Annotated in this window: 16 protein-coding genes; 5 read left to right on the plus strand and 11 right to left on the minus strand. The window is 42.1% G+C overall.

Annotated elements, in window-relative coordinates; translation table 11 throughout:
* Positions 1–36: 36 nt before the first annotated feature.
* A complete protein-coding gene (locus HFD85_RS18075) occupies positions 37–750 on the plus strand; it encodes a hypothetical protein (protein WP_167613086.1) in 714 nt (237 codons plus the stop codon).
* On the opposite strand, the gene HFD85_RS18080 is transcribed toward HFD85_RS18075, so the two are convergent.
* The 10 genes from HFD85_RS18080 to HFD85_RS18125 all read right to left on the minus strand — a co-directional run bounded on the left by HFD85_RS18080 (position 747) and on the right by HFD85_RS18125 (position 10,420).
* On the minus strand, positions 747–2,006 hold the full coding sequence (locus HFD85_RS18080) for an asparagine synthetase B (protein ID WP_167613088.1): 1,260 nt from the start codon (positions 2,004–2,006) through the stop codon (positions 747–749). The genes HFD85_RS18075 and HFD85_RS18080 overlap by 4 nt on opposite strands.
* A 477-nt stretch (positions 2,007–2,483) precedes the next feature.
* The gene (dnaB, locus tag HFD85_RS18085) at positions 2,484–4,007 is read right to left on the minus strand and encodes a replicative DNA helicase (protein ID WP_167613090.1); all 1,524 of its coding nucleotides are present in this window, start codon (positions 4,005–4,007) and stop codon (positions 2,484–2,486) included.
* A gap of 141 nt (positions 4,008–4,148) precedes the next feature.
* Entirely contained in the window at positions 4,149–5,135 is a 987-nt protein-coding gene (locus tag HFD85_RS18090; RefSeq protein ID WP_167613092.1) for a D-alanine--D-alanine ligase, read from the minus strand.
* A gap of 1 nt (position 5,136) precedes the next feature.
* On the minus strand, positions 5,137–6,177 hold the full coding sequence (locus HFD85_RS18095; RefSeq protein ID WP_167613094.1) for an RluA family pseudouridine synthase: 1,041 nt from the start codon (positions 6,175–6,177) through the stop codon (positions 5,137–5,139).
* A gap of 6 nt (positions 6,178–6,183) precedes the next feature.
* Positions 6,184–6,987: a PASTA domain-containing protein gene (locus HFD85_RS18100; protein WP_167613104.1), complete on the minus strand. Its 804-nt coding sequence runs from the start codon at positions 6,985–6,987 to the stop codon at positions 6,184–6,186.
* Positions 6,988–7,242: 255 nt separating this feature from the next.
* Entirely contained in the window at positions 7,243–7,401 is a 159-nt protein-coding gene (gene rpmH / locus HFD85_RS18105; RefSeq protein WP_119439196.1) for a 50S ribosomal protein L34, read from the minus strand.
* 176 nt (positions 7,402–7,577) lie between these two features.
* Positions 7,578–7,955, minus strand: coding sequence for a GxxExxY protein (locus HFD85_RS18110; RefSeq protein WP_167613106.1), 378 nt, complete (start codon positions 7,953–7,955; stop codon positions 7,578–7,580).
* A 97-nt stretch (positions 7,956–8,052) separates the two neighbouring features.
* A complete protein-coding gene (locus tag HFD85_RS18115) occupies positions 8,053–8,421 on the minus strand; it encodes a sulfite exporter TauE/SafE family protein (RefSeq protein ID WP_167613108.1) in 369 nt (122 codons plus the stop codon).
* A gap of 18 nt (positions 8,422–8,439) precedes the next feature.
* On the minus strand, positions 8,440–9,153 hold the full coding sequence (locus HFD85_RS18120; RefSeq protein ID WP_167613110.1) for a response regulator transcription factor: 714 nt from the start codon (positions 9,151–9,153) through the stop codon (positions 8,440–8,442).
* Positions 9,146–10,420: a sensor histidine kinase gene (locus HFD85_RS18125; protein ID WP_167613112.1), complete on the minus strand. Its 1,275-nt coding sequence runs from the start codon at positions 10,418–10,420 to the stop codon at positions 9,146–9,148. Before HFD85_RS18125 ends, HFD85_RS18120 begins: the two co-directional genes overlap by 8 nt.
* Positions 10,421–10,588: 168 nt before the next feature.
* On the opposite strand from HFD85_RS18125, the gene HFD85_RS18130 reads away from it, so the two are divergent.
* The 4 genes from HFD85_RS18130 (at position 10,589) to HFD85_RS18145 (ending at position 16,380) form a co-directional block, all read left to right on the plus strand.
* Entirely contained in the window at positions 10,589–11,683 is a 1,095-nt protein-coding gene (locus HFD85_RS18130) for a DUF1573 domain-containing protein (protein WP_167613114.1), read from the plus strand.
* Between the two features lie 120 nt (positions 11,684–11,803).
* Positions 11,804–12,919: a methylmalonyl Co-A mutase-associated GTPase MeaB gene (meaB, locus tag HFD85_RS18135; protein WP_167613116.1), complete on the plus strand. Its 1,116-nt coding sequence runs from the start codon at positions 11,804–11,806 to the stop codon at positions 12,917–12,919.
* A 109-nt stretch (positions 12,920–13,028) separates the two neighbouring features.
* Positions 13,029–14,420 carry a dihydrolipoyl dehydrogenase gene (gene lpdA / locus HFD85_RS18140; protein ID WP_167613118.1) on the plus strand — a complete coding sequence of 464 codons (1,392 nt, stop codon included), beginning with the start codon at positions 13,029–13,031 and terminating at the stop codon, positions 14,418–14,420.
* Between the two features lie 331 nt (positions 14,421–14,751).
* On the plus strand, positions 14,752–16,380 hold the full coding sequence (locus HFD85_RS18145) for a hypothetical protein (protein WP_167613120.1): 1,629 nt from the start codon (positions 14,752–14,754) through the stop codon (positions 16,378–16,380).
* Positions 16,381–16,431: 51 nt separating this feature from the next.
* On the opposite strand, the gene HFD85_RS18150 is transcribed toward HFD85_RS18145, so the two are convergent.
* On the minus strand, positions 16,432–16,914 hold the full coding sequence (locus HFD85_RS18150) for a peptide deformylase (protein ID WP_167613122.1): 483 nt from the start codon (positions 16,912–16,914) through the stop codon (positions 16,432–16,434).
* Between the last annotated feature and the right edge of the window lie 62 nt (positions 16,915–16,976).

Genomic DNA, 16,976 nt, shown 5'->3' on the forward strand with positions numbered 1-16,976 from the left:
TGTTTAACTTTAAAGAAAATTATCAATTATTCAACTATGACATCTAAGTTTTTATTCTTTTCGATAGCCATTGTGAGTGCGTTTTTGTTTTATTCAAATTCAGGCTTTGCTCAGGATTATAGTTTCACTCAAAATTACATTAACGAGTTGGATGATTATATTAATTATGCCAATATTGATCGTAATAGCAGTCAACCAACCACTTATGATAACATTGAAGGTTCTCCGTTTGTATATAAGGACTTTGTGGAGGGTGAATTGAAACTGAATACCGGGAAAACCTACAAAGGGCCTTTGCGTTACGATATTTATGCTGATGAAATTGAATTCGTAACTTCTGATAAGGTAATTTATACGGTAAAAAATCCGGAAGCCATTCAATTGGCAATTCTTGGTGAAACTAAATTTAATTACTTTCCACCGGGTGAATTTAAAGGAGTGAAGGGATATTATGAAGTTTTAGTTATTGGTGATTATTCATTATACGAAAAATACCAGATTGCATTGAAAGATCCACAGGCTGCAAGACCGTATGTTGAGGCAAAACCTGCAAAATTTCTTCGACAAGACAGCAAGTTCTTTATAATGGATCCCGATGCAAATTTTACTGAAATTGGCAATAAGAAAGATCTTCTATTAAATGATTTGGATAAGGATAAACTGGAGGCCTTTGTGAAAAAGAATAAAATAAAAATCTCTGACAGGGAAGATTTAAAAAGGTTTGTGCAGTTCCTTAATGATTCAAATTAGGTCTTCCTTTTCTTCTTTTTAGCAGCCGGAAATAATACGTTATTCAGAATCAGCCTGTATCCCGGAGAATTGGGGTGCAAACTCAGGTCGGTTGGCGGATCACCAATAAGGTGTCGGTAATCTTCAGGATCGTGACCGCCGTAAAAGGTCCAGAATCCCTTGCCTTTTTCACCATGAATATAACGGGCTTCGTTTGCCGGTTTGTTGTCGCCCATTACCAGTACATTCGATTTTAATACTTCTTTGCGGTAAGCGGTTGTTTGCCCCATAAAACCTTTGATAAGGTTGTTGTGGTTCTGGCACAACATGGTGGGAATCGGATCCCATTTAGCTGAGAAATCGAACAACGTAAAGTAGTCGTTTTCGCGGGCCACTCTGCGGGTTTCGGTGTCGTCGATATTCGAAAATTCGTATTGATTCGGATCTTTCACCAGTTTAAAATTTTCGAAGGCAAAAGTGCGGTGAAAATCCAGTTTGCTGTCCACATCTGGATCCATCGGGTCGCCATCGAACATGGGCTGACAAATGTCTATCCCGGTAGCAGCCAGCGAAATGTCGTAGGTGTCGGTTGCGGCACACATGGCAAACAAAAAGCCGCCATTCATTACATATTTCTCAATCTCACGTGTAACAAACGATTTCATTTCCGAAACCTTCATAAATCCCAGCTTTTTGGCCAGGTCGTTGTTGATCTTCACATCCTGCTGATACCAGGGCATGTGTTGGTACGAACGCCAGAATTTACCGTACTGGCCGGTAAAATCTTCGTGGTGCAGGTGCAGCCAGTCGTAATCTTTGAGTTTGCCGCTTAGTATTTCTTCGTCGTAAATTACGTCGTAATCTATTTCTGCGTAGGTGAGCACCAGTGTTACGGCGTCGTCCCAGGGTTGTTTATTTGGTGGAGAATATACAGCAATTTTTGGGGCCTTGTTCATGCTAATCGCATCCTGGTTAATATCGGGGCGTGCAATTTCAGAGAGGATGGCACTGGCCTGTGCATCCGCTATATTTTCATAACTCACACCACGCACCACACACTCGTTTTCAATTTCGGGGCGGTGTTCCATCAGGAAACTGCCACCGCGGTAATTCAACAACCATTTTACCTCCACATCGCGCTGAAGCGTCCAATAGGCAATGCCGTACGATTTCAGGTGATCTTTTTGCGCATCATCCATCGGAATGAGTATGTACATCGCTTTTGCGTGTACAAGAATGATCAGAAACAGTAATGAAAATATTGCTTTAAGCTTCATGGCATAACTTTTCCGAAAGATACAATTTTAGCCACAAAATGGTTCAAAAGGAATGAAGGGAATGTTTTTCAAATGCAGAAATGCTTACTGTCCGTCTAATTGGTTGAAGTAAATTGATTAAATCTGGAAATTAAAAAGCTGTGTGAATATAGCGTTTTTTGCACCGTGGCTTTAGCCCGGTGTGCAAAATGTGGCAACATAAAGAACTATGGCTTTAGCCATTAAACTGAAGGGAATTAACTGCTAAAGCCAATCAGGAATTCTTCTTACATTCACCGGGTTAAAACCCGGTGCAATAGAATACTAAATTTGTCATTGTTTTCAAACAGAATGTTTATTCCGGTCAATCTGAGAATCTCTGATTATTGGACGTTAGTCCTCTATATTCGGCTAGGGCTAAAGTCCGATTTCAATTTCGGTTCATGATTCCCTGACATGAATGTCAGGATTAATCAAGAAAACTGTCAGGAAGAAATCCTAGAAAGGTGCACTTGATCCCGGCGATTCCGAATCGAAACCGCGGTTGCTGCTAATGCCCTGTTCGTAGGCATCTTCATCAGCATTCATTGATGAACCAAAAGTTTGAACAGCACCAAAACCACCTGAATCGAACTGTGGATCCATGTCGGAGAATTTGGCCATTTCTTTTTTGAACCGGAGGTGTACATCGGCGGTAGCACCGTTACGGTGTTTTGCAATGATGATTTCAGCCACACCTAACAGCGAATTCCCCGATTCGTCTTCGGTAATTCCGAAATATTCTGGCCGGTGGATGAAACAAACAATATCGGCATCCTGCTCAATCGCACCCGATTCACGAAGGTCGGAAAGTTGCGGACGCTTGCCTTCGCGTGATTCAACCGCACGACTCAACTGCGACAGGGCAATAATTGGTACGTCCAGCTCTTTGGCAATGGCCTTGAGCGAGCGCGAAATCATACTTACTTCCTGTTCACGGTTTCCACGTGTTTCTGTTCCGGCAGTCATTAGCTGCAAATAGTCGACAATAATGATGTTGATGTCGTGCTGCATTTTCAAACGACGGCATTTTGCACGGAATTCAAAAATCGACAGGGCAGGAGTATCATCGATAAAGATCGGTGCTTCATCAAGCGTTTTTATTCGCTGGTTCAGCTGTGCCCATTCGTAGTCTTCCAGTTTACCGGTTTTAATTTTTTCACCACCCAATTCCGACTCTGCAGAAATTAAACGGTTAACCAGCTGTATCGAAGACATCTCGAGCGAAAAAATAGCAACCGCCTGACGGTGATCAACAGCCATATTCCGGGCCATGGATAATACAAATGCTGTTTTTCCCATCGCAGGACGTGCAGCTAAAATAATCAGCGCCGAACGTTCCCAACCTGAAGTGATTCGGTCGATTGCCGTAAATCCCGAAGGTACTCCACTTAATCCGTCTGGCCTGCTGCGTGCTTTCTCAATCTGCTCGATGGCCTGATTAAGAACCGGTTTAATCGGCACGGTTTCTTTTTTGATGTTGCCTTCCGACACCTTGAATAATTCCGATTCAGAGAAATCCATCAGGTCGTCAACATCTATCGTGTCGTCGTAAGCTTTTGTCTGGATCTCAGTGGATACACGAATCAGTTCGCGCTGCATAAATTTTTGGGCAATTATTCGCGCATGAAATTCAAGGTGGGCAGCTGATGCCACGCGCCGGGTTAACTGGGTAATGTAACCCGGGCCGCCAACTTCATCCAGTTGACCACGGTCTTTTAACTCCTGCGTAACCATCAAAAGGTCAACCGGCTTTTCTTTTCCCGAAAGTTTTTGAATGGCCTCAAAAATCTTTTTGTGCTCCTCTTTGTAAAAACTCCGTGCGTCGATAATATCGGCAACAGTTACATAGGCGTCACGTTCGAGCATAAGCGCACCAAGCACAGCTTCTTCAACATCAATGGCCTGAGGAGGAAGTTTTCCGTATTGTGCGTTAATCTGATCTATTGTGGAAGTGGTGTTGCTTTTTCTTCGTTCTGCCATGGTTTGTTTACTAAAGAATCGTCGTATTCTGAGTGCTCAAAAGTATAAATTACAAGTACAGCACCCAAGCCAAACCGGCAAGTTATTTCAACTTTGTGATTAAGTGTTTCAACCTCAGTTATTCACAATTGTTAATTGATTTTACCCGATCCGATCCTCAATAATTTGGCTGATAATTTCGGTGAGACTGCTGCCCATGGCAGCTATTTGTTGCGGAATAAAACTGGTTCCTGTCATCCCCGGGGTGGTGTTCACTTCGAGGAAATAAAAGGTTTCATCTTTTAAAATGAAATCCACACGGATAATGCCTGAACAGTTGCAATGATCGTAAATTTCGGACGTTAGTTGCTGGCATTTTTTGAACAGATTTTCCGGCAGTCGGGCAGGTGTGATTTCTTCGGTAACTCCCGGTGTATATTTGGCTTCGAAATCGAAATATTCGTTTTTTGGAATGACTTCAGTTATCGGGAAGACAATTTTTTCGCTTTTTATTTTTAATGCGCCACAGGTAAATTCGTGGCCGTCGATAAACTCTTCAACCAACGCCTCACTGCTTTCTTCCCAGGCTTTCAGAATGGCTGTTTCTACTTCTTCAACCTGTTTTACTTTGGTAATGCCAAAGCTTGAACCGCCGGCGTTCGGTTTCACAAAAATGGGCAGGCCAAGCTCGTCCACAATTTTTTGAGCATCGATTTTGTCGCCTTTCGTAAATAGCAACGATTTTGCCATGGTTACGTTCAGGCTGCGCAGGTAATTACTGCAAAACCATTTATTGAAAGTTAGCGACGAGGAATGAACACCACACGATGAATAGGGCAGGCCAATCAACTCGAAGTATGACTGCAGGATACCGTCCTCGCCGGGTGTGCCGTGAATGGTAATGTAAGCAAAATCGAATGTTACTTTTTCGCCATTTCGCTGAAAACTAAAATCAGCTTTGTCGATGTTGCTGATTTTCTCACCGTTTTGAAAAACTTCCCAGCGGTCGTTTTGTATTTCAACCAGCCAGGGATTGTATTTCTCTGTATCAACAGCTTTTAGTACGTTGGCGCCACTTTTTACCGACACCACAAATTCTGACGAGTTGCCACCTGCTACAACGGCAATATTGGGTTTGTTTGTGTTCATATTAGTCATTTCTGTTAGCTATGTAATTTTCCCAACGGTCAATGGCTTGCTGCATGTCGTCCGGAAGCTCGGAAGTGAATTGCATTTTTTCGCCGGTTGCGGGATGAATAAATCCAAGGGTTTTTGCGTGCAATGCCTGACGTGGCAGTATTTTGAAGCAATTTTGTACGAATTGCTTGTATTTGGTAAAGGTTGTTCCGCGCAGGATTTGATCGCCGCCGTAATTGGAGTCGTTAAACAGCGGGTGGTTAATGTATTTCATGTGCACCCTGATCTGGTGAGTTCGTCCGGTTTCGAGCCGGCATTCAACCAGCGTAACGTAACCGATGCGTCTCAGCACTTTGTAATGCGTAACAGCGTGCTTCCCAAAATCACCTTCAGGAAAAACAGTAAACACCTGCCGGTTTTTCAGGCTTCGTCCAATGTTTCCGGTTACCGTGCCTTCGTCTTCTTTTACGCTTCCCCATACCAGTGCCTGATAACGGCGCTCGGTAGTTTTCTCGAAAAACTGCAGTGCCAGCTTGTTTTTTGCCTGTTCGGTTTTGGCAACTACCAGCAGACCTGAAGTATCTTTGTCAATGCGGTGAACCAGTCCGGGGCGGGGATCTTCGCTGTTAAACAGGGGAAGATCTTTGAAATAATATGCCAGGGCATTTACCAGAGTGCCTGTATAATTTCCGTGACCGGGATGTACCACCAAACCCGGAGGTTTATTAATTACTACCAGGTGGTCATCTTCGTAAACAATGTCGAGTGGAATATCTTCGGCAACGATCTTCAGCTCGCGGCGCGGATAGTCCATTACGATCTGAACCTCGTCGTGCGGCTTTACTTTGTAATTCGATTTTACGGAATCGCCATTCACCAGAATATTTCCGGCATCGGCAGCTGCCTGTATCCGGCTGCGCGAAGCATTTTCAATGCGGTTCGAAAGAAACTTGTCGATTCGAATTGCTTTTTGCCCTGCATCCACCGCAACACGATAATGCTCGTAAAGATCACCTTCTTCCAGTTCGTCGTTATCTTCTATGTATTCGCTCATGAGCAGTTATTGCTGAATTTCGTTATTTATTAATTTTTCATCGTCAACGGTGAGCCAGATATCCACCGACGATCCAAGGTAGACTTTTCGCACCAGATCGGCGTCGGGCATTTGCTTCCAAACGCGTGCATTTAGCGAGTCGTCCTGCGTTGTTATCGATTTGTCGTAAAGAACTGCTCCAAGGTTGAGGCGTGCATCCGTAATTTTGGCTTTAGCATCGTCGATGAACATTCCTACCAATTGCGGAAGCATGGTTTCCATATTGCCTTTGCTTTGCCCGACAACCAGCCGAACAGAACTTCCGCGCAGTAGCCGGTCGCCTTCTTCTATTTCTGTCGAGTCCTGTTGAACGCTTAGCACCAAATCGTTGTATTCCGATGGCTGATAAATGATGCTGTCGATAAGCAGTCCGCTGTTTTCGAGTAGCACCTGTGCCTGCCGGAATGAAATATCGGTAAGTTTCGGAACTTTTACTTTTTCGGGTTCCATCGAGTTCATGGTCACAAAAATTACCCGGCCTTCTTTAACGCGTTTATTCCATTTTGGATTCTGATCGACAATCGTTCCCGGCGCGGCATTCTTATTATAAATCGAATCCATAACCTCAATTTTTAAAAACGTTTCTTCCGCTTTCGCGCCGGCTTCATCAAGAGTTAAACCACTTAAATCGGGCACATTGTATGCAATTCCGTGATGGGTGTAGCTCTTAATGCGATTCATTGTAAGGGCTAACGAGGCCGCCAGGATAACAATGGCCAGCAACAGGCTGATCAGAAAGGCACGGCTGGTTAAAAATTTTTTCAGACTCATAATAAAAGCTTGTCGATCTTTTTAATAAAGAAACAAAAATAAAGCAAAAAAAGTATGTGGAAAGCGTTAGGAGCGGAAACCTTCGTTAAAATTCCTGTTCGTTTAAATATGGCACCTGTTTGCTGGTAGTTCCTGAGTGCAGGAAGGGAACCACGAATTGTTTTACGTGAATTCGCCGCTTAGAAATACCCATAAACACAAAAAGGTAAAGAAATTGCTTTCTTTACCTTCCCGTGTACAATTTAGAAGATATATCTATCTTTTATGTCTTGGCTCGTCTGAAACCGTAAGTTTTTTACGGCCTTTAGCTCTACGGGCTTTTAAAACTTTACGTCCGTTTGCAGTGGACATTCTTTCTCTGAACCCGTGTTTATTTTTTCTTTTTCTGTTAGATGGCTGAAATGTACGTTTCATTTCTATACTATTTTATTTATTACTTCTTGAATTTTCGGACTGCAAAAATAGTGTTTTTTTTAATTCCTCCAAAACTTGTGTGTTTTTTAAAACAAAACAGTTAAATATTAATTCAACGTGGGTTAAGTTCATTTTCACGCAGATTACGCAAAGGTTTCACCGCAAGTAACGCAAAGTTATAGATTGTTTACCACGCGATGAATATTTTCTTTTAATGTTTTTGCATTGAAATTGATTAATAGGCCCAGCTTTAGTCCCGATAGCTTTAGATAGGTTAAAAGTTGGGAATAATGTACCGGAGCTAAAGCTTCAACAGCTTTAATTTCCAAAATAACCTTGTTCTCTACCAGCAAGTCAATTCTGTAACCGACTTCTTGTTTTACGTTTTTGTAAATAAAAGGCATAGGTACCTGCTGTCTGACATCAAGATCTAAACTTTTTAAATCGTATGCTAAGGCATTTTCGTATGCGGATTCAAGTAAGCCCGGACCAATGTTTTTATGGATTTCGATAGCTGCACCAATAACTTTATAAGAGATTTCGTTTTCAGTCATAGCTTAGCGAATTTTGCGGGTTCTTTGGCGTTTTTTGCGAGGAATAAAATTAGGAAGAAAATTTTAATCTCATTTTATCAGCTTCCGGGAACGGCTATTATTTCGAGAAGATCAGTTTAACGGCCATCACGATCATCAGTACTCCAAACAGGCGACGAAGCGTACGATCGGGAATGTTTAACGAGAATTGAGAACCCAGGTAGGCGCCAACTACAAAGGTAAGTGCGAGAACTAATGCAAATTTCCAGTTTACGTAGCCGGCTTTCCAGTAATTCCAGGCGGCCAGTATACCCACAGGTGGGATCATAAACGCCAAACTCGTACCCTGGGCTTCGTGTTGGGTAAGCCCAACGATAAAGATCAAAGCAGGAATTACGATGATCGCTCCACCAATTCCAAAAATTCCAGAAAGCAAACCGGAAACAAGCCCAATGATTATAAGAATGATGAGTTGTGATACGGTCATAATATCAGGTTTTACGGTTTATGCATTTTCTTTTTTCACTGAAAAGCGGAATCCGATACCGTGCAGGTTAATTATTTTTACCGAAGGATCGGCTTTAAAATATTTACGAAGGCGCGAAATAAAAACATCAAGACTTCGTCCCAGGAAATAGTCATCAGAACCCCAGACTTTTTCAAGAATTTCGTTACGGCTGAGCACTTTGTTCGGATGCTCGGCGAAAAAACGAATCAACTCGGCTTCCTTGAGTGTCAGGCTGCGTGTGCTGTCGTCAATGGTCAGCGACAGTTCCTCTGAATGAAACAGGAAACGACCTATCTTTATAAATCCGTTTCCCGCCTGGCTTTCTATCGGTAAGGACTGGCTTCGGCGCAGAAAGATCTTTATTTTCAGTAAAAGTTCTTCCATGCTGAATGGCTTTGGAATATAATCATCGCCACCAATGGTTAGTCCTTTGATCTTGTCTTCGGTCATGCTTCTTGCCGTGAGAAAAATAATGGGAACATGTTCGTTCGATTTCCTGATTTTTTCGGCCACCTGGAATCCGTCGATTTTGGGCAACATCACATCCAGAATAATCAGGTCGAATTTGTTTTGTTCAAAAAAATCGAGCGCAATCTGTCCGTCGGCAGCTGCTTCAACTTCGTAGCCGTTTTGTTCGAGGTTGTCTTTCACAATGAAACGCAGAGCTTCGTCGTCTTCAACCAGTAATATCTTCAAATTACTCTCATTCATAAGTTTTGGGTATGCTGATGGTAAATGTACTTCCTCCCAGTATGTTGTCTTCAACTTTTATTTTCCACTTGTGTGTTTTTACTATTTTGTAAACATAGTCGAGACCAAGCCCGAACCCTTTTACATTGTGGACATTGCCGGTGGGGACCCGGTAAAATTTCGTAAATATTTTTTTCCGGTGTTCTTTTGGTATTCCAATACCATTATCTGCAAAACTAACTAACCACATTGTATTTCCTGAAGTTAAGCTGATATTTATCTCCGGTTCCCGGTCGCAATATTTAACGGCATTTTCAAGTATGTTGCTCATCAGGTTCGAGAGGTGAAACTTATCGGCCAATATCATCGGATTTAAACCATTAAAATGAAAATGAATGATTGATTTTTGGCCGTTGTTGCTTTGTTTAAAAAGTTCGGCAGTATCCTCAATAAACTCGGCAAGTGGTATTTCCTCTTTATTCAAATGTATTCTGCTTTTTTCGAGTGAAGCCAGGTTTAGCACCTTTTCAACGTTTTTCGAAAGCCGCATGTTTTGATCCAGAATGATACGGGTATATTCGAAAAGCCGTTTCGGATTGTTAACGATGTCTTTATTATTGATGACCTGTGCTGCAAGCGCAATCGAAGAAATAGGTGTTTTTAATTCGTGAGTCAGGTTGTTAATGAAATTCTTTTGAACTTCTGAAAGTTGACGTTGGCGGATAATAACAGAAAGTGTGTAACCAAAAAAGAGCACCACAATTAACAATAATCCGGTTAAAAAGTACCAGATCGACAAACGTGAATTAAAATAGGCAGAACGATCGGGGAAGTGAAGTGCAAAATAGTTCGTATATGATTCATTTATCGGGAAATCGAAGGACGAAGTTTTCTCGTTTCCACTGGTAGTTACCAGTTTCCCTTCCTGCATTTGTTCCTCGGTATAATCATAAATGGCATACTCGTAATCGTAATACAAAACATGTCGTTTTAGCTGTTCGTCGAGAATGGGTTTTAACAATTCATCATCGAATGTTACACCAACATTTACCAGGTAGGTATTATCGTTTATCACTTCAACAGGCGTTATGCTATCGAAATTTCCGGTGGTGTTTGTGGCCAGCATTATTTGCCAGGCAACTTCCTTTAGCGCCACACTTGCACTCTCTGTAAACTGGTTTTCCGACAATCGATAGGAGTAACGTACAAAAGCAAATTGTATCAGAAAAACGCCGGTAACTGAAATAGTTGCCAGGAGTATAATGTATTTTAACGCCTTGTTTTTCATCGGATTCGTATGGAAGAGCGAAAGCTAAACTACGTATTTTTTAGTTTTATTGGCCCGGTTAACAACTCGTTAACAAAATATAGAGCTTGATTAACAGCCATTATCCGAATGCATCCTTACATTTGTTTATCAAATCTGATTATTACCAACAAATTTAAAATATTTATTATGAAACGTGTTCTACAATTAATGACAGTTTTCTCATTAGTAGTGGCCTTCGGTTTTGCGAATGCACAAGAGAAATCTAAGATTACATTTGAAGAAATGTCACACGATTTCGGTTCGTTTAAAGAATCGGATGGTTCGCAGTCTTTCACATTTTCATTTAAAAACGAAGGTACTGCACCTTTAGTACTCTCAAATGTTAGGGCATCCTGTGGATGTACTACTCCAAAATGGACCCGCGAACCGGTTGCTCCCGGAGCAGAAGGTTCAATCAGTGTGGCTTACAACCCGAAAAATCGTCCGGGCTCATTCAACAAAACAGTTACTGTAAGTTCAAATGCTGAAAACGGAACTGTTGTTCTGCGCATTTCAGGAAAAGTTGAACCGCGCGAGAAAACCCTGGCTGAAGAATATCCACGCCAGATTGGTCCACTTAGAGTTAAAACCAACTATTTGTCGTTCGGGAAAATTTCTATGGGAAAAACTGATACCCAGGAACTGGAACTGGTGAACGATACGGATGAACCGGTGGAAGTTGGTTTCAGAACAGTGCCAAAACACATGACAGCTAAAGTTGAGCCGGCTAAGATTCCTGCAAAAGGTCGTGGTAAACTTATCGTTACCTACAATTCAGATGAGGCAGGTACTTATGGTTTTGCTTCGCACCGGATTTACCTGTCGTTGAACGGTAGCAGCGATTACAAAAACTCAATTGGAGTTAGTGCTACCATCGAAGAAGATTTCTCGAACTTGACACCGGAACAGTTAGCCAACGCACCTGTTGCCAAATTCGAGCCAACTTCTTTTGATTTTGGTGATATGAACCAGGGCGAAAAAAAATCGCATACTTTTAATTTGACCAATAATGGTAAGACTGAGTTGTTGATCCGCCGTGTGCGTTCTTCATGTGGATGTACTGCTGTTGCTCCGTCAACAAAAGTTATCGCTCCGGGTGAATCAGCTCCTATCAATGTTACGTTCGACTCTCGTGGTAAAAGAGGTCGTCAGAGCAAATCGATTACTGTGATCACCAACGATCCGAAAACGCCAACAACAACATTGCGAATTTCGAGCAACGTGCTCACATCGGCAAGCTAGTAAGTTTAATGTCAATATTACTTTTGAAGGTGCTGGAGGGTAAAACCTGCAGCACCTTCTTTTTTTGTATTCAGGCGAAGTGTATATTTTATTTTAATTTTGAGGCATTAATGAAGACCAATGGCAGAAAATAAAAAAGCAGATCACCCGGAAAACAGCCCGGAATATAAAGCATTGATGGTAAATGCAGGAATTGATCAACCCGAATCGGTAAACCAGGATTCTGTAAAACGATTTCTGAATAAAAAGCGGGCAGTGCTTGCTCCTGAAGTATATATTAATGGTATTCTGGCGGGCGACATTACTTTGTTGAGTAAGGCCGTTACACTGGTCGAGAGTTCAAAAAAGGAGCATCAGCAGGTTGCCCAGGAAGTAATAAAAGCCTGTCTGCCACATTCCGGCAATTCAATAAGAATTGGTATTACTGGAGTTCCCGGTGTTGGTAAGAGTACATTTATCGAAGCTATGGGGCGCTACATTACTTCGAAAGGAGGCAAGCTTGCGGTACTGGCTATCGATCCCAGTAGCGAGCGTTCGAAAGGGAGCATACTTGGCGATAAAACACGAATGGAAGAACTGTCGGGCGATAAGAATGCTTATATACGTCCAAGTCCTTCTGCAGGTTCACTTGGCGGTGTAGCGCGTAAAACACGTGAAACCATAATTTTATGCGAAGCAGCCGGTTTCGATCATATTTTTATTGAAACCGTTGGAGTGGGGCAGAGCGAAACTGCCGTGCATTCGATGACCGACTTTTTTCTGTTGCTGATGCTGGCCGGTGCCGGCGACGAATTGCAGGGTATCAAACGCGGAATAATGGAAATGGCCGACCTTATTGCCATTAATAAAGCAGACGGAAATAATGTGGAGAAAGCAGATATCGCAAAGGCACAATATAAAAATGCGCTTCATCTTTTCCCTTTAAAAGAATCGGAGTGGATTCCGCAGGTGTTGACTTGTTCAGCCTATCATAAAATGGGCATCGAAGCCATTTGGGATCAAATTGAAAGATACCGGCAACAAACCCGCAATAACGATCACTTCTTCAGAAAAAGAAATGCGCAAGCCATTTATTGGATGCACGAAACCATCGAAGAACAATTGAAGCGAAGTTTCTACGATCGCCCTGAAATTAAGGAGAAACTGAAGATCATGGAGAATTATGTGATGCACGATACCATGAGTTCTTTTGTGGCTGCAGGCGAATTGCTCGACTTGTATGCCAGGCTCAGGTAATACCGTATTGTACAGGACAATGTTTTGCTTTAAAAGCCTTAATTTTGTAAAACCTTTCCGTAAAAAAGGTGTTATTATTACTTAAAATCAATTTATCAAAAACAATAAAATGACTTACGATTTAATAGTGATAGGTAGCGGTCCTGGCGGATATGTTGCCGCTATTCGTGCTACCCAGTTAGGCTTGAAAGTAGCCGTTGTTGAGAAAGAAAACCTGGGAGGAATTTGTTTGAATTGGGGATGTATTCCCACAAAATCGCTTTTAAAAAGCGCACAGGCATACGAATATGCCGTTCATGCAGCAGACTATGGAGTAAGCATCGAAGGCGATGTGAAACCTGATTTTGAGGCTATGGTTAAGCGTAGCCGCGGTGTGGCCGATGGAATGAGTAAAGGTATTCAGTACCTTTTCAAAAAGAATAAGGTTGAAACAATATTAGGCCATGGTAAACTGGCCGGTAAAAACAAAGTGGAAGTAACCGACGATAAGGGCAAGAAAACCACTTACGAAGCCAAAAACATTATTCTTGCTACGGGAGCACGTTCGCGCGAACTGCCGAATCTTCCGCAGGATGGTAAGAAAATTATCGGTTACCGGAAAGCACTCACCCTGGAGAAACAACCTGAAAGTATGGTAGTTGTCGGTTCGGGTGCTATTGGCAGCGAGTTTGCCTACTTCTATCACAGTATCGGAACAAAAGTTACTTTGGTTGAGTTTATGCCGACACTGGTACCGAATGAAGATGCCGATGTTGCCAAACAACTGGAACGCAACTTCAAAAAATCGAAGATGGACGTGATGGTAAGCTCATCGGTAGAAAAAGTCGATACTTCAGGCGATAAATGTAAAGTGACCATCAAAACCAAAAAAGGAGAGCAGGTTGTTGAAGCCGATGTTGTTCTTTCTGCGGTTGGAATTACCCCTAATACCGAAGGCATTGGCCTGGAAGAACTGGGCGTTAAAACCGAGAACGGAAAAGTACTGGTTGACGAATATTATAAAACAAATGTTGATGGCATTTATGCCATTGGCGATATTGTTGCAGGTCCTGCATTGGCACACGTAGCTTCAGCCGAAGGTATAGTTTGTGTTGAGAAGATTGCCGGAAAGAACCCTGAGCCTGTTGATTATGGTAACATTCCGGGATGTACTTATACCAATCCTGAAGTTTCTTCTGTAGGTCTTACCGAAGCTAAAGCCAAGGAAGCCGGTTATGAAATAAAAGTGGGTAAATTTCCATACTCAGCAAGTGGTAAAGCAAGTGCTGCAGGTCAGAAAGATGGTTTTGTAAAACTTATTTTCGATGCTAAATATGGCGAACTGCTGGGCGCGCACATGATCGGTGGTAATGTTACCGAAATGATCGCCGAACTGGTAGTGGCCAAAAAGCTTGAGATAACCGGTCACGAGTTGATCAAAACCATTCACCCACACCCAACCATGAGCGAAGCAGTAATGGAAGCTGCCGCAGCTGCCTACGACGAGGTTATTCATATTTAGAATGAATTAACATAAAATAGCTGAACCCGGGATTCTTCCCGGGTTTTTTGTTTGGTGTTTTTCGAACAATCGACAATATTGTTCAAAATGTCCGTAAGATGTTGTAGATCAGACAATATTCTTTTGTGATCACGGAATAAGTTATATATTTGTCGCCCAAAATCAGCTACATCAACCGTTTATTACCTAAGTGATAACAGGTTATTATTATCAGTTTCAAGAAATTAAATTTAGGTATATGTAATTAGCATAGGCATGGAATCTATCATGAAGAGAAGTTCTCTGTAGTGTGAAGGCTGTGCGGTGCTTACTAAAAAACAATTTTACTCGAATGAAAAAACTCAATTTAACCGTGGCATTTGTAATGCTGCTTCAACTTGCTTTTGCAGGTGGAATCTTAACTAACTACAACCAAAGTGCACAGTACACACGTATGCTGTCGCGCAACGCCTCGTTAGATATTGATGCTGTTTTTTACAATCCTGCCGGTTTGGTAAAACTGGAAGATGGCTGGCATTTTTATTTTTCGAGCCAAACAATCTGGCAAAACAGGGAAATTACATCCGGATTTCCGCTGTTGAACAACGACACTTACAAAGGAGAAACTTTTGCACCGGTTTTCCCCGATTTTTATGCGGCGTATAAAAAAGACAAATGGGCATTTTCTGTTGGTGTTGCTCCTGTAGGTGGTGGAGGTTCTGCCGAGTTCAAAAATGGATTACCTGCCTTTGAAATTCCAATTTCGCAGACCAAAACACTTTTATCAGGTCTTGGAGTTACCGGTTACGACGTTGACCTTTATTTCAACGGAAGTTCAATTATCTGGGGAATTCAATTGGGAGCTACTTATGCTATCAACGATAAATGGTCGGTTTATGGTGGTGTACGCTGGATGCCGGCGAGCAATGTTTATGAAGGTTACATTAAGAATATTCAATTACAGGCTGGTGGATCAATGGTACCTGCCGGAGCTTTCCTGAATACTGCTGCCGGTTCAATGCAGGCTTTGGCAAGCATGCCATCGTTGTTGAATCCTTACCTCGATGCAGCCGGAGCTTATACTTTAGCTCAGCTTGAAGGAGCAGGTCAGATTGATGCCACAATGCGTGCCGGAATTGAAGCCGGATTGCACTTGATGGGATTGCCTCAGGAACAAATTGACGCAATGAATTTAAACCAAATAAATGGCGCCTATGTTCAGGCACAGCCAACTTTCCAGGCGCAGGCAACTCAATTGGCTGCAACGGCCGACCAAATGCAGGATAGAATTGTAAATACCGAACAAAGCGGAAATGGTTTCATCCCGGTTGTTGGCATTAACTATTCGCCAAACGATGACTGGAATTTCGCGGTTAAATACGAAATGAAAACCTTCCTCACGCTTGATAATAAGCCAAAGTCGGATAATAACTATGACCTGTGGGGAGCAGAAGTAAACAGCGATATTCCTGCAAATCTCGCAATTGGAGTAGGTTATTCCGGTCTGGATTGGCTGGAAGCTCAGTTATCTTACAACCTGTATTTTGATAATGGTGTTGACTGGGGAAATAATGTAAACGACATCGCAGTTTGGGGAACGGTTGATCCATCGAAAGTGAGACACCGCGAAATTGATAACAATTACTATGAAATTGGTTTAGGTTTGCAATTTAACCTGGCCGATAATTTCGCCGTTAGTGTTGGCGGATTACGTTCAAAAACCGGTATCAATGAAAATTGGCAAACTGATATGAGTTACAGCAACTCATCGTACACTCTTGGTGGCGGTATTGTTTGGGGAATTACAGATAAGCTGAAACTCGACCTGGGTGTATCGAACACATTCTACGAAGACGATGAGGTTTCATTCGCTTATCCTGGCTATCCTGATATGAGCGGAAATCCGATCAGCAGCTACACCAATAATTATGCAAAGTCTGCTTTCATTGTTGCAGCAGGTATTTCGGTTAGCATTTTTTAAACCAATAGCAATATACTATCATAAGGGCGCAGTATTTTCTGCGTCCTTTTTTTATGCTTTCCATTTAAAGGATTCTGCATCTATTGCACGTTGCGTGGCCAGAATTCCATCCAAATGATCGTATTCATGTTGAATTAGTTCTGACATGTCATTTTCCAATTCCCACGTTTGTTCAACCCAATTCATATCGTAAAAGCGAACACTTATTTCTTTATGTCTCCTGACTTTTACCAGTAAGTTGGGGAAACTCATACAATCATCCCAGAGTTCGATCATTTCCTCGCTGCATGCAGTAATTTCCGGATTAATCATCACTAAAGGAGCATCCACATTCAATGCAATTATTCGTTTTGACAAGCCGATTTGAGGTGCCGCTATCGCCCTGCCAAATCCGTATGTTTTGCGAATATCGAGGATGCTTTCCCACATCAGTACTATTTTTGATAGTAATCCCGGGAGTTCTTCCTTCGTAACAGGCGCTGTAACTTTGTACAGTTCAGGATTGCCCAACAGTAGAATATCTTTGATGGCCATTTTATTGCTTTTCTCCAAAAATACAAAAGCTGCTTCTTTTTAATGAAACAGCTTTAAGAACA

It is taken from the genome of Maribellus sediminis, assembly GCF_011799805.1.
Classification (GTDB): Bacteria; Bacteroidota; Bacteroidia; order Bacteroidales; family Prolixibacteraceae; genus Draconibacterium; species Draconibacterium sediminis_A.